The organism is Photorhabdus stackebrandtii (assembly GCF_011189495.1).
GTDB classification, from domain to species: Bacteria; Pseudomonadota; Gammaproteobacteria; order Enterobacterales; family Enterobacteriaceae; genus Photorhabdus; species Photorhabdus khanii.
Genome location: NZ_PUJV01000022.1, coordinates 15,257 through 34,416 on the forward strand (window position 1 = coordinate 15,257; position 19,160 = coordinate 34,416).

Below are 19,160 nucleotides of genomic sequence, written 5' to 3' on the forward strand. Positions count from 1 at the left end.
CTGTCTCAGCAAATGTAATTCTTCGAAAAGAATCCTACCTAACTTAAATCATGCAATGGTTTTTTTATTGGCGGTGTAAGTCTGAAATCAGAAAATTTCACCTGTAACCCTTGGCGTTCTGGAGAACAACACATTGCGCCAACAAAGACGCGTTGTTTATCCTCAAGAAAAGGAGATAACCTTAATAGCGGCCACCGTAAACCATCAGTGGAATATTGAAGCCTTAAATATCCTTCTTCACAGGTCAGACGTAACCAGAATTTACTCGCATTACCCGGAAATATTCCCATAGACCAATCAGAATGGTGGCGTGTAAGTACACTACCAATAGTGGCCTGCCCGTCAGAATATTCAACTCCCCCTTTCAACCAATGTTTTTCATCCACTAATAGCATGATTCCTGCTTGATCGTATAAATGTTCAAAGCATCCTTCAATACAGAGTTGAAAGGTAAAATTATCCTCAATATAACGTCCAAAAACATGACCACTATGACGTTGAAAACCATACCATGTTTGTTGCCAAAAATCGGTTTTGTGATCTGTAGCAACATTAAGCCAGTCGTTTCCAGCTTGCCAATCAGATGGTTCATTAAGCCAATGATATTGTGACAAACTCATAGGAACTCCCTCTATCATCTTCCGCTTGGATTAATAAATTTATATCCTGCAAGTAAGGAAACAGAGAGTAAAGCAACACAAGCAAAAGCACCATGTAATGTCACAATATGTGCTATTCCCCCGATAATTGCAGGCCCCAGTAAGATACCTGAATATCCCATTGTAGAAACCGCCGCAACTGCCAGCGAGTCAGGCATAATTTTCTGTTGACCGGAAGCAGTGAAAAGCATTGGGGCTATATTAGATAATCCAGCCCCCACCATCAGGAAGGAAAGTCCTAATATTATTGCTGTTGATGCTGAGTAAATAAGGATAAATCCAGAAGTCGCTAATAAGGCACTACTGATAAAAACCCGCCGGTGTCCATAAAGGGCAATGATCTTATCCCCCAAAAAGCGACCAGATGTCATGGCAATAGCAAAAAGGGTATAACCGATTCCAGCCTGATGGCTGCTGATATTATGTACACTGGTTAATAATATACCACTCCAGTCCAGCATTGATCCTTCCATGATATAGGCAACAAAACAGAGAAACCCCAGCAAAATAACGATGCCATGGGGCACAGCAAAGAACGGTGTATTGCCCGATTCTGCTTCGTTCAACAACCCACTCCATGCCGGCAGTAGCAATAAAACAATCAGTAATACCGCCATTGACATCACCTGAAGGGGTGATATTCCCAGAGACAATAATGCACTGACCGAGCCTGCACCAGCTATTCCCCCCAGACTAAATAACGCGTGAAAGCCGGACATAATTGGCCGCTGAGCCATTTTTTCAACCATAACAGCGTGGATATTTACTACAACATCCATCGCACCAATACCTGCACCAAAAACAAATAAAGCGCAGGCCAGTGTCAACGGTGTAGGTAATACACTAAGACCTGGCAACATCACTAACACCAACAGGGCACATAAAGTGAAAACTTGCCGGCATCCAAAACGTGCAGCCAACATTCCTGCCATCGGCATCATGATGAAAGAGCCAATACCGAACGCCAACATCAGAAGCCCCATAGCGCCATTATCAAGTTGCAGCCGTTCTTTAGCTAAAGGAATGAGGGGAGCCCAACTTGCAAGACTAAAGCCGGCAATAAAAAAAGCGACGCGCGTCGCCATGATGGGTTGTTTTACCAAAGAGACCATATTCAGATCAGACAACTCATACTCCTTCTATATAAATAAAAACGCCCTCCGATGTGACTCACGGAGGGCATTAAATTATGCAAAACTAATCCTGGAAAATTGCGGAATATCTGTCAGCACTCCGATAATACGGGTTGCCTGTTGATACTGTTCTGCAACGGATAACGCATGAGGCCAGGCATACACATAGGGAATACCTGCCTGTACTGCTGCTGTAATCCCCAAATCTGTATCTTCAATTACCAATGTTTGATGAACATCCATCGACTTCAATTCCAACATGGCAAGATAGGGATCGGGATTCGGTTTCGTTCTTACAACATCGTCGCCGGAGATCAACGCTGGGCTTTCGCTCAATCCCAATAATCCAATATTAGCCAAACACACTTCACGCGGCGCAGTAGAGACAAAACCAAAAGGAATGCTGTGCTGTTGTAAAGCCTCTATCAGCCTGGCAATCCCTGGGCGAAGGTAACTTTGGGACAGCTTATCTTTGTAAACAGAAACAATTTTGTCAGTGATCTCTTTCTGCTGCTGAGCTGGAACCCCAATATAATCCAGCGTTTCTTTCAAACTCAGACCGATAAGTTGCTGCGGTTGTACATGATGTGTGTAATCAGGAGCCAACGCACAAAGAACATCAAAGTGCAATTGCTCACTATCGACAATGACCCCATCAATATCAAAAATCACATTAAATTTATCCATGTGAAAAACTCCATTAATTGAGATCGGAAATGCGGATCAGCACTTTACAGTTTGGAGTATAGAGCGGTTTTTGGGTTTTGCTCGCAATATCGCAACCCACAGTGAGAAAAGCCTGCAAGTAATCATTAAAATCAAAGATCTGACTGACCAGACGACCCGCCGGAATAATACCATCACGGATCATGGTATAAGCACGTTCAAAGCTGTTATTCAGAGAATCAATAGAACCAATGACTGAAAGGCTCTTATCCGCAATTTTAAGAATATCAAGGCTGGCATGTTTATCTTTAAGCGCAACATTCAGCAATTTTCCGCCAGGCGCTAGATGTTCGAAAATGTATTCGGTTAACTGTCCGGTAGTATCTACACATAGATCGATCAATGCCGATTTATCGCCATATTTCTGAACCAAAGCCTCATCAAAATCAGTATACAACTCACACTCTGGGGGCAGGTTTTCTCTGGCAAACTGAACACGACTTTCATTTTTCTCGACCATGAAAGCCTTGACGCCCCTGGCATGTAAAGCCCAAATGTAGAGCATCCCCATTGGACCTGCGCCAGCCACTGCTGCACGAATATTAGTATGAGTGATACCCAGCTTATCGACACCGGTTAATGTACAACTAAGCGGTTCGGTAAGTGATGCCTCTTCCATGCTGACATGATCATCCAGTTTTATCAGTGAACTCTCTTTAGCCAGATACTGTTCAGCAAATGCTCCGTCATAGGAAACCCCAGCTTCGGTTCCCAATTTTTTTTCACAATGATTTGGGCTTCCTGTCTGGCACATCCGACAATGCCCACAGGAATAAGTTGGGTTGACCACCACGCGGTCACCCACGTTAAAACGCGTGACACTTCTTCCTATTTGAGTGACAACCCCCGTCGTTTCATGACCGAGAGTCGTCCCTGGAATCGCAACAGGGTAAGAGCCCGTGATAATCCCAACATCCGTACCACAAACGCCACAAACCGCAATATCAACCACCACATCATCAGGCTCAACACAGTGTAACGGCTCAACATCCCGGATTTGAACATCCCATACCTGATTAAATTTAAGTGCTTTCATTACGCTACCTCCTTGTTGTCCAGCATATCTAAAGTCAGCTCAGCAAAAGTCAGATCCAATTTATGCAAAATTTCGCTTAAATGTTCCTGAGTACAAATTAATGGAGGACGAACTTTGAGTGCACGGCCTTTCCCATAACGAGAGCCCCGGATGATCAAATTATGGCTGTTCGCAGTTGCAATCGCTTTTGCAGCAAATTCCGGCGATGGCGTATCAAAACCAAACATGTAACCAACGCCTCTGACACCCGTAATTTCTGGATATTTACGCTGTAATGCTAATAAGCCATTACGCAAATAAGCTTCGTGACTCTGCACATTCTCCAGAACATGTTCATCTTCGATAATATCGATAATTTCATTAAGAGCCGTGAGTGAAAGAGGGTTAGCACCTGATGTGCTGGAATGTTCGAAAGACTCCAATACATCCAATGAACTACGCATCAATACACCACCGGTAGGAATACCTATACCACCTGCGCCTTTTGCGAAAACAATAATATCTGGTTCTAATTCTTTGGCGTAACCAGTTGATGCGAAGAATGTTCCTGTGCGTCCAAACCCTGTCTGCACCTCATCTGCGATAATGATAATGTCATGTTTATGACAGATATCTCTAATCTTACGGTAAAAATCAACGGGGAAAACGATATTTCCACCATTTCCTTGAATAGGCTCAATGATTAGGCAGGCAATATTGTCATTCGAGCCCAACTGAATAAATTGTTCCAGGTCAAAATACTGATTTGGTTCTGTGCTCGGTTCCAATTCAGACATTACGCTGGCAGGAGTCGGCACTTTTAAAGAGCCATCAATATTGACATGGAATTCTTTAATTCTAAAAGCATTACCAGAAATTTGCGCTGTAGCTAAAGACTGACCATGATGAGCCAGAAAGAAGGAGATAACCCCTGACCGCCCTGTTGCTTTTTGAGCAATACGAATTGCGCATTCAACCGCCCCGGAGCCGGAAACATCCCGCAGCCATATTCTATTAATTCCTTCAGGGGTATGCTTAACTAATTTATTCAGAATATATTGCGACATTTCATGAGTATAAGCTGAACTCAAATGGGTACATCTGTCGATTTGCTGTTTCAATTTTTCTGCTATTCTGCGATTAGTGTACCCAAGCGGAAGGTTAAATGTTCCCGAAGCTGCATCAATATACTTTTCACCCTCTATTTCCAGATAAGGACCGTCCCCAACAAAGCGAGAAAGCATATCTTCAAACCGTTTTCCATTTTCCATAATCTCATCACCTTAATTAACCATTTCTAACTATAAGAAAGCACAATAATCGTGAACAAGTAAGAGAATATTTACTAAAAGTTAATTTATATCAATAAAAAAACGATAAAACCCCAAAAAACATTTAAAAAATTAAAGTATTTTATATAAAATACATTATTATTTTGAATGTATTGTTAATTACATACAGAACTGCTAGTAAATATGGCTAGTACAGATAATTCTGTTTAAAATCCTGTAGAACTGCCCGAAAATCTTTCAGCTCTGCCTCAAACGATAACCATGAAAATATTTGTATAGCCTATGACTATTTCCTTTTTGATAGGTAACTATCTTGATTATTTATGATTTATCAGAAACAATATGTTTTTTATTGAAAATGAGTTACTGAAGAAATAAAAAAAACAGTAATTGTTTATATATGAAATAATTTCAAATAGAGCGCTTTAGATAGAGGCTGTTAATAGTCTGACATACCTTAAAAAAGTGCTGAAGCAGCCTGGTCGGTTTACACAGTTAAGCAGCTCGTATAAAGTTCAGGTTTGAAAAAGCAGTAAATAATTGGTTGTGCACGATACTTAAATAAACCTATCGCTAGTTTGAAATAACCCGCTAATAGGATCTCTGACATACACAAAATCTTTAATTATGCTGGAAACTCAGTGCCACTGTGCCGATTTACTAACAAAGCCACCACAATTATTTGAAATACTAAAAGAATAAACATGCGAAATTACATTTTTCTGTTACTTAGTTTGGTACTTTTCGGACCACTGGGTATCGATCTGTTTTTACCTACGATCCCCGCCATTGCTGAAGATTTTCAAGTTAATAATGAAGTCATTCAGTCGACTATCTCTTTATTTCTGCTCATCATGGGACTGGGACAATTAATCGCCGGACCATTGGTAGACAAATTTGGCCGTCGACCGGTTGCCTTATTGGGGATCATCTTGTATATCATTGGCTCTATGATCGCAGCACTTTCAACCAATTCCGAAATTTTTGTCGCGGCACGGATCATTCAAGGATGTGCTGTTTGCTGTACCAGTGTCGTCTGCATCAGCGGTGTACGCGACCGCCTGAATGGTGACGAGGCAGCTAAAGCCTACGGTTTTCTCAACAGTACACTGAATATTGTTCCTGCTCTCGCTCCGTTACTCGGTGGTCTTTTGGCTGAAATGTTTAACTGGCAGGCACCATTTTGGTTCTTGGTCTGCTACTCCGTAATTGTGCTGCTTATCATTGCCATTTGGCTGCCAGAAACGCGCCCTGCAAACACTAAACCCATTCATGGATTGCCGCTGAAACAGTATTATCAGATTCTCAGTAATGCCCGGTTTATGCATTTTGCACTGGTTAACGCTGGCATCATGGCAATAATGATTACTTATGTTTCATTTGCGCCAACTGTGTTAATGACCGAAGGCCATATTTCACCACTCGTATTTTCATTGATTTTTGGCGGCAACGGACTCTGGACTATGATCGCCTTCCTGATCGCTAATAAAGTCCTTCATCGAACGGGTCGCCCTTTCTGCTTGCTGTTTGGGGCAATTCTGATGGCACTGGGCTGCCTATCTCTGTTCTCAGGAATGCATCTGCTGCCAAGCGTAGCCAGCCAACACTGGCTAAGTTATATGTTACCGGTTGCTTTCGCTTGTGCAGGTTTAGCGTTCGTTATGGGACCCGCCACCAGTTACGCTCTGGAACCTTATTCTGAAGAAGCAGGCGTCGCTTCCGCATTGATAGGGTTCGTCCAGATGGCTGTTGGCTCTATTATCTCGCTGGGCGCTATGGCGTTACCATTTCCACCCAAACAATCATTAATGCTGGTGATGCTACTGGGTACCGTGTTAACCCTGTCAGCACACTTACTCAGTCGCAGCCTGAAAGGACGGATTGTCTCGCTAAAATCTTAAAATCTGTCACGCAAAGCCATTGTTCAGTATCACTGATCAGAACAATGGCTTGCTCACCGGAAGTCACACACCTAACCCCATCATCTGCATCAGTTGCTGTGCCTGCTGAATCGCCTCCTGACGATTCGCAATCCCCAGTTTCTGATACAAATTCCGGATATGAGTCTTAATGGTTGTAGTTGCTACATCCAGCTCTGCGGCAATCTGATCATTGCTGTAGCCTGAATAAATCAGTCCCAGCACCTGCCACTCACGCTGCGTCAGTGGACTATTGCGAATAAGTTCTGGGACATCGGGATGTGTCAGCAACTGTGTGACGAAACTTTCATCAAAATGAGCGAATTTATGACGATGCTGACGGTTGATATCACGTAAAATGCGCTGTGCCCTGTGCAACTCCAGTTCAGACAAAGTATTCAGCTGGATAAGCTGACGCAGCTGCTGGGCCATCAACTCACCTTCAATCACAAAATGGCTGATAAATCCTGTGCGGTTAGCCAGAGCCAACGCCTCGATAAGCGCATTCTGCGCTTCACTTTTACGTCCTATATGCCAGTAAAGCAAGTTACATAACAGTAGATTACGGTTCAGATCGCTTATTAATTGCAATTCTCTTGCATGTTGATTCAGCATATCCAAAATAGATTCCGCCTCATCATACAGGCCTAGAAGGATCTGAGCGCGGGCGATATTACGCCACTGGCCCTGATTAAAATGATTATCGACACTATCCGGTCGCTCGGTCTGTGCCAACCATCGAACAGCCGCGCTTTTCTCTTCCATATTCTGCCAAATGATGACTCTCAGTTTGTCAGTATTGGTTCGCCAGTCTCTGTGATATTGCCCATTATTCAACAGGTTTTCACAACGGGCCAAATAACGGCGGGCATTATCAATATCTCCCTTGGTCAAAGAACATTTGGCTAACTGTGTCAGGCACTGCAACTGCTGCTGAGGTTGGAAGTTCGACAACACCTCCAAGCCACGACGCGCAGCCTCTTCTGCTTCATCAAGACGGGACCAGCACCACAAAAGCTGTGAGCGGATGCGCAAAAGGAACTCATGCATCGGAAGCTGCTCCAGATGCTGTTCACGGATCAATTCAAATGCCTTGTTCTGCGTTTCATAGGCGGTCTGCAAATACCCTTGTGCCAGCAAAATCTCGCTTTGCTGCAACAATGCCCATAACGCATAGTGATGAACGTGGAAACGGCGCGCAAGCTGCTCAGTTTGTTGCATCCGCATCAATGCGTCAGCCAGCTCGCCTTTACAATGTAAGACTTCACCTTCCACTGACGTTGCGACAATACGACTGTATTCATTCTGTGGCAACAGAGCCGCCAAGGCCTTCTTCGCCAGCTTATCAGCCATCTCCGGCTTGCCGCTGTTCATAGCGACTTGAGCCCGTAAAGCGTCGAACTCAGCCAGTAAATCCGGCTCAATAGCAATCTGTTTCTGATGCAGTGCTTGTTCCGCCTGGCTCAACAGTGTATTTACCTCTGAGTAGCGATGCTGGCTCTGAGCCAGCCAAGCCTGCAGCAGCACCAGACGCGGACTCTCCAACAGTTGTTCATAAGGCAGCGCGTTCATACATTCTTCCAGCAGAGATAGCTCACTGTGGTTAAACAACGACCAGGCATACTGCAACAGAATATCGCGTAACATGGCGGTATCGCCCGCCGCTAAAGCATGATGAATAGCCTCACCCGGATATCCTTGAACTAACCAGCCTTCTGCGGCGGCACGATGCAATTCAGGCAATTGCAATGCCATTTCCCATTGACAGCGTTGACGTAAAAATGAGGCAAAAAGTGGATGAAAGCGAAACCATTCGCCAGAATCGTCCATACGCTGGATAAACAGCCCCTGACGCTCGGTTTCTTCAAGACGCTGTTGACCATTCTCTTCACCGGTAAGACAAACGATCAAACCATCATTCATAGAGCGCAAAATAGAGCTGCGCAACAAAAACTCACGGGTCGATTTGTCCACCTGATTCAATACTTCATCCACCAAATAGTCGGAAAGATGGCTGGCGTTAATGCCCGATAAGCGTTTAGCCGACAGTTCAGCGGCATCACACGACTGCCGCGCTGAAAGCGCAATCAGCTGAAGCGCCGTTGCCCAGCCAGCCACTTCGTTGCACAGGCGTTTACAATCGTCGGCGTCAAGCGATGGGGTCAAACGCTTGTCAAAAAATTGCTGGGTTTCCTGATGATCAAAAGCCAGTTGCTGGCTATCGATTTCCAGCAATTGCTCACGCACACGCAGATTGGCGACCCCAAGAGAAGGCAGATTGCGTGATAAGATGGTTAAAGTCAGATTCTCAGGCTGGTGACGCAGGAAAAATCGCATAGCCTCATGAATAATGTTATTCATAATCAGGTGATAATCATCAATCACCAGGAAAATCGGTCGTCGCCATTCATTGAGTTCAATAAACAGTTGAGCAAAGAGCGCGGGTAAATTGGCATATTGGTGTTTTTGGGCCAACACTTCACTTTTGGCGCAATGCCCTTGCGTGGCCTGCTGCAACGCCGCGATAAGATAGCTGGCAAAACGCTCCGGCTGATTGTCGCTTTCATCCAAAGAATACCATCCCAGATTATCTTGCCCGGCCGCCCACTGAGATACCAATGTGGTTTTACCATAACCAGCAGGGCTGGTTATCAGAACAAGACGATAGTTAGACGACTCATTCAGTCTGATCAACAGGCGTTTACGCCAAACCGTATTATTCAGACGAACAGGACGACTCAGTTTTGATGGGATAAGCATTGATTTCCGTGCCCAATAAGAAGCGATAAATAAAACCTGCGCCGGAACCCTATGTGATGTTATTAGATAATTTATATCACGGCCCGTAATAATGTCATTAATAAGCCCAACCAAATTTAGTGAAATACACAGCCTTTGCAAACCTGTTTGCGAACCTCATTGTATTAAGTTGCGCGCCCTATCACATTCTTGAACAGCAAATTCCATTTTCCATCGATAAATTATGGAAGACGACCGCAAACCATTCCATCAATCTCCAGGAAAAAATGAATTCACATAGATTAAAAATCAAGCTGAATATGATTATCGACTACGCCCTTTTACTCCACCCTGACTAATACCTCTCCAGGATGATGTTTTAGACTCTGAGAGCATTCAGCATAGTGTCTAAATTTTCCTTTTTCAGCTACAGGATGAAGACTCCATGCAACAGACCAGATTAGATAAAGCCCAGTTTCAAGCTGCGCTGACGCGTCAATGGCAGCGCTTTGGCCTCGGATCAGCACAGGAAATGACTCAGCATCAGTGGTGGCAAGCCGTCAGTGCGGCCCTGTCAGAACTACTGCCCTCAAGCCCTGAGATCACTGCTCCTTCCGACCAACAACAACGCCATGTGAACTATATCTCTATGGAGTTTCTGATTGGCCGTTTGACTGCAAACAATCTGCTCAACCTTGGCTGGTACGAAGACGTTCAGACTTACCTGGCAGAAGAAAATATCATTCTTAGCGATCTGCTGGAACAAGAAACGGATCCCGCATTAGGCAACGGTGGACTCGGACGGCTTGCCGCCTGTTTTCTCGACTCTATGGCAACCGTTGGCCAATCAGCAATCGGCTACGGTCTGAATTATCAATATGGCTTGTTCCGCCAGTCTTTTCAGCAGGGGCAGCAAATTGAAAAGCCGGACAATTGGGGGCGTGAATCCTACCCTTGGTTCCGCCACAATGCTCAGTTGGATGTTGAAGTTAATTTTGGTGGCGAAGTCTTAATGACAGACGATGGGCGCGAAACCTGGGCCCCTGAATTTACATTGATTGGGGAAGCCTGGGATCTACCGGTTATTGGTTATCACAACGGTGTTACCCAACCACTGCGCCTGTGGCAAGCAACACATGCTGATCCATTTGATCTCGACAAATTCAACAACGGTCAGTTCCTGGCAGCAGAACAGCAAGGTGTTGAAGCAGATAAGCTGACGAAAGTTCTCTATCCGAATGATAACCATCAGGAAGGCAAACGCCTGCGTTTGATGCAACAATATTTCCAGTGTGCCTGCTCTGTGGCGGATATCCTGCGCCGCCATCATCTGGCAGGACGCAAAATAGAAGATCTGCCGAAGTATGAAGTTATCCAGCTTAACGATACCCACCCAACGATTGCCATTCCTGAAATGATGCGCATTCTGCTGGATAAACACCAAATAAGCTGGGAATCGGCATGGGAGATAACCAGCCATACTTTCGCCTATACTAACCACACGCTGATGCCGGAAGGGCTAGAATGTTGGGATGAACATCTGGTAAGCCACCTGCTGCCACGCCATTACGACATCATTCAAGAAATTAACCGCCGTTTCAAAAATCTGGTGGAGAAAACCTGGCCAGGCGATCAAGCCGTATGGGAAAAATTGGCGGTACATTATAACCATCAGGTGCGGATGGCGAACCTTTGCGTCGTCGCCGGCTTTGCCGTGAACGGGGTAGCGGCGCTGCACTCAGAACTGATCGTTAAGGATCTTTTCCCAGAATATCACCAACTGTGGCCGAACAAATTCCATAACGTGACGAACGGTGTTACCCCGCGTCGTTGGATCAAACAGTGTAACCCAGCCTTGTCAGGGTTGATCGATCGGACGCTTAACCGTGAATGGATTAACGATCTTAATGCACTTAAAGAGCTTGAACCCTATGCAGATGACGCTGCTTTCTGCAAAGAGTATCGGGCGGTCAAACAGGGCAACAAAATCCTCCTGTCCAATTATGTGAATAAAGTAATGGGGCTTAAGCTGGATCCAAACGCCATTTTCGATGTACACATTAAGCGCCTGCACGAATATAAGCGTCAGCATCTGGACCTGCTACACATCCTGTCGCTCTATAAGCAAATTCAGGAAAATCCGGCGCTGGATATCGTTCCACGCGTATTCCTGTTTGGTGCGAAAGCAGCACCAGGTTACTATCTGGCAAAAAACATTATCTCTGCGATCAATCAAGCCGCTGAAAAGATCAATAATGATCCTATTGTTCGTGATCGCATCAAGATCGCGTTTATCCCCGATTACAAAGTTTCTGTCGCAGAGCTTATGATCCCGGCTGCCGATGTTTCAGAACAAATCTCCACTGCCGGTAAGGAAGCTTCCGGTACAGGAAACATGAAACTCGCACTAAATGGCGCACTGACTATCGGAACATTAGACGGAGCGAATGTCGAAATTGCCGAGCAAGTGGGAGACGACAACATTTTCATCTTCGGACACACCGTCGAAGAAGTGAAAGCTTTGAAAGCTGCCGGTTATGATCCATTGACGTTACTCAAGGAAGATAAACATCTGGACAATATACTCAAGGCACTGGCCAGCGGCGAATTCAGCTACAGTGATAAGCGGGCATTTGACATGCTGCTGCACAGCTTGATTGAAGGTGGAGACCCTTATCTGGTACTGGCTGATTTTGCCTCCTATTGCAATGCCCATAAGCGGATCGATGCCTTGTACCGTGATACTCAAGGCTGGACACGCAGCGCCATTCTGAATACCGCCCGAATGGGCATGTTCAGCTCTGACCGGACAATCCGGGATTATCAACAACGTATCTGGCAAGCAAAGAGATAAGGAAAAATCATGGAGGATAAGAGCCTCGATCATTTAGCGACCGAGGCTGGCATTGTTGCCAGCTATATCAATGCTTATGGAAAACCACAGGCGATTCCCGCAGACACCAGGCACCGCCTGTTAGATGCCATAAATGTAAACAAACCGGCCAACGAGCCGGTTTCCCCCGTACCGATAGTAAAAGTTTTTACTCAAGGGCAGCACTTCACTATCACCCTGAAAGACGACAGGAACTACCAATGGCAGATACGGACAGAACAAGGAGAAGAATTTCAGGGACATGGCAGCCATCAACTGACTTTTCCTGATACCCTTGCTCAGGGATACCATCACCTTACTCTGACGCAAGGCAGCCAATGCTGGTCTATACAAATTATAGTCGCGCCCAAACGCTGCTATGAGCCAAATGCGCTGTTAAAGGGGGAAAAACTTTGGGGTGCCTGTGTACAGCTCTATACACTGCGTTCAGAAAACAATTGGGGAATCGGAGATTTTGGCGATCTGAAATACATGCTGAAAGAGATGGCGGCACGCGGGGGTTCCTTTATCGGATTGAATCCATTGCATGCGCTGCATCCAGCTATGCCAGAAAGCGCCAGTCCCTATAGCCCCTCTTCACGCAACTGGCTTAATGTGATTTACATTGATGTTAATCAGATTGAAGATTTCAAACACAGTGAAGAAGCGCAGAAGTGGTGGCAAACTCAGACGACTCAGCGCATGTTACAACATGCCCGCAGCACAAAATGGGTGGATTACACCACAGTCATGGCGTTGAAAATGGCAGCACTGCGTCTGGCATATCAACAGTTCAATACCCGTTCAGAAGCTGACTCCCAACAGGTCTCTTTTCGCCAATTCGTCATTCAAGGTGGTGAAGGCCTCTACTATCAAGCCGTCTATGACGCCCTGCACTGTTTGCTATACGCTAAAAATAACAGCTGTTGGGGCTGGCCTGTATGGCCGGAAGAATATAGCGATCCACACGGCGAAGCCGTACAAACATTTTGCCAGTCTCACCCGCAAGAAGTGGAATTCTTCCTCTGGCTACAGTGGCTGGCCCATACTCAACTTGCAGACTGCTTTGCACAAAGTCAAACCAGTGAAATGCCGATTGGGCTTTACCGAGATTTAGCCGTTGGCGTAGCCGAAGGAGGATCGGAAACTTGGTGCAACCGGGCTGTCTACTGCACCAAAGCATCAGTGGGAGCGCCACCGGATGCCCTGGGGCCATTGGGTCAAAACTGGGGCCTGCCACCAATGAATCCTCATGTTTTGCAAACCCAGGCTTACCAACCGTTTATTGAACTGCTGCGCACAAATATGACCTATTGCGGCGCCCTACGCATTGACCACGTTATGTCGATGCTCAGGCTCTGGTGGATCCCCTATGGCGAAACCGCCGACAAAGGGGCATATGTACACTACCCAGTTGATGATCTGCTGGCAATTCTGGCACTGGAAAGTCAACGTCATCGCTGCCTGGTCATTGGTGAAGACTTGGGTATCGTGCCGGAAGAAATTGTGAGCAAACTGCGCGACAGCGGTGTCTATTCTTATAAAGTGCTCTACTTTGAGCGTAATGGACAGGGAGAAGTCCGTGCACCGAATGATTACCCAGTACAAGCAATGGCAACGATAACCACCCATGATCTGCCTACTTTGCGCGGATTCTGGCAAAGTGCCGATTTGACACTTGGGGAATCACTCAAGCTATATCCTGATAAAGATCTTCTTCAAAGGCTATATACCGAACGTCAGGCAAGCAAACAAGAGTTATTAGAGGGATTGCATCGCTACGGCTGTATTCCGGAACATATCGGCCACACTGCGAAAGAGGTGGCAATGTCACCCGAGATAAACCAGGGATTACATCGCTATATTGCCCACAGCACCTGCGCACTGCTGGGACTGCAACCCGAAGACTGGCTGGATATGGATAAACCCGTCAATATTCCAGGTACTACAATGGAATATCCCAACTGGCGACGTAAATTAAATACCACACTGGAAACGATGTTCAGTGATGATCATGTAAACCAATTACTGAATGATTTGAATACATGTCGTAAAAAAGCAGGGGCAGCCGAGAACTGAACACCGTAACATCAGGTTCTCCTCTGAAAGTGCGATCTTTTCCCATTTAATAACTTAATGAAATTATGATTTTCAAGGATGGTTTATAATCTAAACCATCCTTAAGATTGCTGACTTTTGGCTCCTCGACTATCACTGCTGAGTTTTCACCAAAGCATTTTCTGATATCGCACAGCAAGGAGCATCAATAAAGTTTTATTAGTAGTGATAGCGGCATTGCACAATAACGATTGTTTCGCCTGTCACCTTGTAAACTAGGCGATGTTCTCGATCAATCCGCCTGGACCAATATCCCGACCAATTATGCTTTAGTGGCTCTGGATCACCAAGCCCATCAAAGGGCTGCCGTTTAATCTCTTTAATTAACGTATTTACGCGCTTTAAGATTTTTTTATCGGTTTGTTGCCAATGCAGATAATCCTCCCATGCCATTTCCGCCCAAGATAAAATCATTCTTCCAATAATCCTTTCTCAACGGTTTTACCGGCCTCCACTTCCGCGATAGCCTGGTTCAAACGCGCAGCATTTTTGGGGCTGGCCATCAAGTAGGCCATCTCTTCGTAAGACTGGAAATCTTCCAGGCTAATAACGACCGCTGGTTTACCGTTCTGGCGAGTGATAATAACGGGCTTGTGGTCATCATTCACTTTATCCAAGGTTCTGGCCAAGTTAGCCCGGAATGCTGAATAACTCATCGTATTCATAGTCATTACCTCACAATGTTGTACCCATAACTGTACTTGTGCAAATATGAGTACGCAAGTGTTGCGCTAACAATATTTCTGTATACCATCAGGGCTGGCTTCCTCATTTTAGAGGCGAAATCATATCTGGATAAATTATAAATAAAGTGGAATCCCACCTTGGGCGCTAAAAAGGGTAAAAACAATTGCTAAAACCTTATACCGATTAAAACCAAAAGTTAAAAAAATGACGTTTAATAACAGTTCAAAACCTACCCATCATAAAACTATCAGTGAAAAATGAAAACTTTATTAATGCTCATCTCTCTGGAAAAAAGACAAATAAGAATATGAATAACTTAATCATAAAATCTATTTTACCAAAGAAACCGACTTTAATAATGTTTTCAACTGACAATAAACTTTGTCATAAAGAAATTACAGTCTCTAAGCAAATGATTTAACAGAATATAAATCGGATTACTTACAGTACTATTATTTTGCAATTTATTATGTAAAACTGCAATGCCTTAAATACGCCAGATTAAACTTGCTTTACACTGCTTTAATCAATCTGGTCTGCGATTTGATTTAAACCATACCTCTTTTTATGCCTTTAATGTGATTTAACGCTAAAATCAATTCATACCGTTACTTTCCAAAATATTTTCGCGCTCTGTTAACGCTTAAATATCTGCCCAACTGTTATCACCTTTCTGGCTGATTAATCTGCCAAACCTTTTATCATCGTTGATGCAATAAACTGTTATTAGATAAGAGAAAACTAATCAGCCGACAACACGCTATCTGAAATTCTCAGTGAAACGAAAACACCTATTTTTAAAAATGGTTTTGTCAGCAACCTAAAAGATGGCTTATAATCTAAACCATCCTTTCTCAATCGATTTTGTCTGGGCCTTGGTCAGACCTGCTGTTTACTGCAAAAAATGTCTAATAAAATAACCTAACATTAGGATAGGCAATCATTTACTAAATAAGCTAGGATCTTTACCCATAAAATACCAAATTAATCTTACTAATCCATTCTAATTAAGAAGGCATTATGTGGTTTCCCAGATTTAAACAGGCTTTTATCGCTCTTTTACTTCCCTGGCTGCTGGCTGTATCAATACAAATGGCGGGAAGAATCTATCTTCTCCTCACTTATGGCAGCCATCAGCTCCTTGCTGACTCTATTCAAGATGTAGAACGAATGTTCTGGATTGGCGGGCTGTTTGATATCCGTATTGCCAGTCTGCTATTTGTTCCCTGTCTGCTGATTGCCGGCTTATTTGCCATTCACAAAAACAGTTTCAGCCTATGGCAGCGTTGCTATCCGTGGCTGGCTGCAATACTCAATACACTGGTCGGGGCTTTAACTGTAAGCAATGTTTATTACTATGCCACTTATGAACGGTCGATTGATATTTTCATTTTCGGTTTGGTGGAAGATGATACGAAAGCCGTGTTGCATACTCTGTGGAATGACTATCCCATTATCCGTGGCTTACTGTGCTTAGTTCTGTTTACCGCTTTCGTCTTCTGGCTTTGTCTCCGCTGGCAACGCCACCTTACCTTACGTACAGCACGCAAAACCAGTTTGCCAATTTCTGCTATAGCGACACTGGCTATTTTGGCTATCTGCTTCGTTGGAATGCGCGGCTCCATAGGGACCTTTCCACTGCGTCAGTCCAATACACAAGTTTCAGAAGTTAAGATACTTAATATGCTGACACCTAATGGTCCAATGGCATTGAACTGGGCCTTTAATGATCATGACAAAAACAGCTATTTCCCAGAAGCAACGGATGAGCAAGGTAGCAAGCTATTAAGCCAATTTCTGGATAATCCAACGCCGGCTAGTCTGTCGCCGTTTATGGCTAAAACCGCCGACAATCCTGTCGCTCAGAAAAAACCACCCCATGTAATATTTAACGTGATGGAAAGCATGGGCTATCACCTGCAAAGCCTGGATCGTCCAAACCTTGATGTTTTTGGCGCCCTGCGTCAGCACTGGCAAAACGATTGGCGTTTTGAACGTTTTGTTTCTGAAGGGGACGGCACTATTGACAGTTTGAGCCGCTTCCTGGTCCGTAGCCCGAACAGTGCAATCAGCCAATCCACTGCCCAAAATCTCGATTTCACCAGCAATATGTTTAAACCCTATCTGGCGAATGGTTACAAGATTATCTTCGTTACATCCGGTAACGGAGCATGGCGTAATTTGAATCAGTTCCTGCCAAATCTGGGCGTCAGTGAATTTATCGATCAGAATGGGCTGAAAAAACGCTACCCGGAAGCCAAATTCGGTACTTGGGGTGTACCTGACGAGTTTATGTTCCGTTATATTGAAGAACGCCTGACTCAGGCAGAGAAGAACGGAGAACATGTTCTGATTCTGTCATTGTCTACTACCCATCACCCACCGTATAAGTCACCAAAAGGCTATCAGAAAACCGACATTAAGCTAAACGATGCAGAGAAACAACGCCTAAGCCATCTGGCTAGCGGTGATGAGTTACAAGAGGTCTTCCATACTCTGCGTTATACCAACGATCAGTTGGGGCAGTTTATCAGTTGGGTAAAATCTCAGTCACTGGCTTCCCATACTATTATTGCAGCAACCGGTGACCATAATATGCGGGGTATCAGTTATCCAGATGCCCATGAACTGGCAATTGGTCACGGCGTACCACTTTATCTCTACGTGCCGCCTGATTATCGCTATAACACGACTTTTGATGCGACCAGAGTCGGCAGCCATAAAGATATCTGGCCAACTCTCTATCATTTAAGCCTATCAAATACGACTTATTACCGTACCGGCTGTAATTTGCTGACTGAACATCTGGACCCTATCTGGTGTCAGGGATATAACCCGGAAGTGACTATTACACCGCAAGGGGCCTATATCATGATAGGCAAAGGTGAATTTCGACCGTGGGCAAATCAAACGGGATTATTATTAGGTGAACCACAGCCAATGACAGCAGAGCAGACTAAACAGTTTCATCGCTGGCAGGTATTTACTGATTTACTGTCATGGCAGTTAAACCGTCAAGTTCACCACCAGCAATAATTGATACTTCCGTGAATCCCTTTAATCTCAATCTATTAAAGGGATTCACACTGATAAGTGTCACAATCAGCCTTTTACTCCCCCAGCGGTCAAACCACTAACCAACCAGCGCTGAGCAACCAAGAAAACAATGGTAATCGGGAGTGCCGAGAGCACAGCGGCGGCGGCAAAATCTCCCCAAAGATAGTTTTGTGGATTAAGGTACTGCTGCATGCCCACAGCCAGAGTGTAATTATTCACATCCCGCAGCAGCAGTGAAGCAACAGGCACTTCCGTAATCACGCCAATAAAGGAAAGAATGAACACCACGGCCAAAATCGGTACAGAGAGCGGTAACAAGACCATACGAAAAGCCTGCCACGGTGTCGCGCCATCAAGCGCAGCAGCCTCTTCCAGAGAGCCGTCAATGGTTTCAAAATAACCTTTAATCGTCCAGACATGCAACGCAATGCCCCCCAGATAGGCAAAGATAACGCCGCCGTGAGTATTGAGGCCGATAAACGGTATATACTCCCCCAATCGGTCAAACAAGGCATATAACGCCACTAAGGAAAGAACTGCCGGGAACATCTGAAAAATCAACATACCTTTCAGCAAGGTGGTTTTACCGCGAAAACGCATACGGGCAAAAGCATAAGCACAGGTGGTTGATAACGTAACGATACCTACAGCGGTAATAAAGGCAACCTTCACAGAGTTCCAAAGCCATAGCATAACCGGGAAAGGTGGTGGAGTAACACGACCATCCGATGAGACCACGCTGTAGCCAAGCGCCAATTTCCAGTGCTCCCAAGAAATATTTTCTGGGATCAAACTACCCGTGGCAAAATTCCCCGGCCGCAGGGAGATGGTAATAACCATCAACATCGGGAATAAAATCATGGCAATAAAGGTTAACATCAGCAAATGCGTCGCCCACAAACGCCATTTCTGTGATTTGGGTTGAACCATCGCCATTGCATTC

General features: G+C 44.9%; 13 protein-coding genes. 4 read left to right on the top strand and 9 right to left on the bottom strand.

Annotated features, from left to right (window positions below):
• Positions 1–38: 38 nt before the first annotated feature.
• Genes C5470_RS16235 through C5470_RS16255 form a run of 5 tightly spaced genes read right to left on the bottom strand, consistent with a single transcriptional unit; the run spans position 39 to position 4,804 of the window.
• Positions 39–620: a DUF1349 domain-containing protein gene (locus tag C5470_RS16235; RefSeq protein ID WP_166290705.1), complete on the bottom strand. Its 582-nt coding sequence runs from the start codon at positions 618–620 to the stop codon at positions 39–41.
• A gap of 14 nt (positions 621–634) precedes the next feature.
• Positions 635–1,786: an MFS transporter gene (locus C5470_RS16240; RefSeq protein WP_036845792.1), complete on the bottom strand. Its 1,152-nt coding sequence runs from the start codon at positions 1,784–1,786 to the stop codon at positions 635–637.
• Positions 1,787–1,846: 60 nt separating this feature from the next.
• Complete coding sequence (locus C5470_RS16245) at positions 1,847–2,479, bottom strand: HAD family hydrolase (protein ID WP_166290707.1); 633 nt, start codon at positions 2,477–2,479, stop codon at positions 1,847–1,849.
• A gap of 13 nt (positions 2,480–2,492) precedes the next feature.
• Complete coding sequence (locus C5470_RS16250; protein WP_036845798.1) at positions 2,493–3,554, bottom strand: zinc-dependent alcohol dehydrogenase; 1,062 nt, start codon at positions 3,552–3,554, stop codon at positions 2,493–2,495.
• A complete protein-coding gene (locus tag C5470_RS16255; RefSeq protein ID WP_166290709.1) occupies positions 3,554–4,804 on the bottom strand; it encodes a class-III pyridoxal-phosphate-dependent aminotransferase in 1,251 nt (416 codons plus the stop codon). The genes C5470_RS16250 and C5470_RS16255 overlap by 1 nt, the downstream gene beginning before the upstream one ends.
• A gap of 725 nt (positions 4,805–5,529) precedes the next feature.
• Between C5470_RS16255 and C5470_RS16260 the strand changes: the two genes are divergently transcribed.
• Entirely contained in the window at positions 5,530–6,726 is a 1,197-nt protein-coding gene (locus C5470_RS16260; protein WP_166290711.1) for a multidrug effflux MFS transporter, read from the top strand.
• A gap of 63 nt (positions 6,727–6,789) precedes the next feature.
• Here the strand turns inward: C5470_RS16260 and malT are convergent, their stop codons facing one another.
• Complete coding sequence (gene malT / locus C5470_RS16265) at positions 6,790–9,504, bottom strand: HTH-type transcriptional regulator MalT (protein WP_036845807.1); 2,715 nt, start codon at positions 9,502–9,504, stop codon at positions 6,790–6,792.
• 424 nt (positions 9,505–9,928) lie between these two features.
• Between malT and malP the strand changes: the two genes are divergently transcribed.
• Together malP and malQ are read left to right on the top strand one after the other, a co-directional pair.
• Complete coding sequence (gene malP, locus C5470_RS16270) at positions 9,929–12,337, top strand: maltodextrin phosphorylase (RefSeq protein ID WP_166290713.1); 2,409 nt, start codon at positions 9,929–9,931, stop codon at positions 12,335–12,337.
• Positions 12,338–12,346: 9 nt separating this feature from the next.
• A complete protein-coding gene (gene malQ, locus C5470_RS16275; protein WP_166290715.1) occupies positions 12,347–14,434 on the top strand; it encodes a 4-alpha-glucanotransferase in 2,088 nt (695 codons plus the stop codon).
• Positions 14,435–14,632: 198 nt separating this feature from the next.
• On the opposite strand, the gene C5470_RS16280 is transcribed toward malQ, so the two are convergent.
• Both C5470_RS16280 and C5470_RS16285 read right to left on the bottom strand, forming a co-directional pair.
• Positions 14,633–14,887, bottom strand: a complete 255-nt coding sequence (locus C5470_RS16280) for a Txe/YoeB family addiction module toxin (protein WP_152963724.1) — start codon at positions 14,885–14,887, stop codon at positions 14,633–14,635.
• Positions 14,884–15,138, bottom strand: a complete 255-nt coding sequence (locus C5470_RS16285) for a type II toxin-antitoxin system Phd/YefM family antitoxin (protein ID WP_152963723.1) — start codon at positions 15,136–15,138, stop codon at positions 14,884–14,886. The genes C5470_RS16280 and C5470_RS16285 overlap by 4 nt, the downstream gene beginning before the upstream one ends.
• 1,042 nt (positions 15,139–16,180) lie before the next feature.
• Here C5470_RS16285 and C5470_RS16290 point away from each other — a divergent pair.
• A complete protein-coding gene (locus C5470_RS16290; protein WP_036845821.1) occupies positions 16,181–18,196 on the top strand; it encodes an LTA synthase family protein in 2,016 nt (671 codons plus the stop codon).
• Between the two features lie 66 nt (positions 18,197–18,262).
• Here C5470_RS16290 and malG read toward each other — a convergent pair whose 3' ends face one another.
• Positions 18,263–19,153 carry a maltose ABC transporter permease MalG gene (malG, locus tag C5470_RS16295; RefSeq protein WP_036845823.1) on the bottom strand — a complete coding sequence of 297 codons (891 nt, stop codon included), beginning with the start codon at positions 19,151–19,153 and terminating at the stop codon, positions 18,263–18,265.
• Positions 19,154–19,160: the final 7 nt, after the last annotated feature.

Coding starts and splice junctions, on each gene's coding strand:
- malQ (WP_166290715.1), top strand. CDS start 12,347: ATGGAGGATAAGAGCCTCGATCATTTAGCGACCGAGGCTGGCATTGTT.
- C5470_RS16290 (WP_036845821.1), top strand. CDS start 16,181: ATGTGGTTTCCCAGATTTAAACAGGCTTTTATCGCTCTTTTACTTCCC.
- malP (WP_166290713.1), top strand. CDS start 9,929: ATGCAACAGACCAGATTAGATAAAGCCCAGTTTCAAGCTGCGCTGACG.
- C5470_RS16280 (WP_152963724.1), bottom strand. CDS start 14,887: ATGATTTTATCTTGGGCGGAAATGGCATGGGAGGATTATCTGCATTGG.
- malG (WP_036845823.1), bottom strand. CDS start 19,153: ATGGCGATGGTTCAACCCAAATCACAGAAATGGCGTTTGTGGGCGACG.
- C5470_RS16260 (WP_166290711.1), top strand. CDS start 5,530: ATGCGAAATTACATTTTTCTGTTACTTAGTTTGGTACTTTTCGGACCA.
- C5470_RS16250 (WP_036845798.1), bottom strand. CDS start 3,554: ATGAAAGCACTTAAATTTAATCAGGTATGGGATGTTCAAATCCGGGAT.
- malT (WP_036845807.1), bottom strand. CDS start 9,504: ATGCTTATCCCATCAAAACTGAGTCGTCCTGTTCGTCTGAATAATACG.
- C5470_RS16255 (WP_166290709.1), bottom strand. CDS start 4,804: ATGGAAAATGGAAAACGGTTTGAAGATATGCTTTCTCGCTTTGTTGGG.
- C5470_RS16285 (WP_152963723.1), bottom strand. CDS start 15,138: ATGAATACGATGAGTTATTCAGCATTCCGGGCTAACTTGGCCAGAACC.
- C5470_RS16235 (WP_166290705.1), bottom strand. CDS start 620: ATGAGTTTGTCACAATATCATTGGCTTAATGAACCATCTGATTGGCAA.
- C5470_RS16245 (WP_166290707.1), bottom strand. CDS start 2,479: ATGGATAAATTTAATGTGATTTTTGATATTGATGGGGTCATTGTCGAT.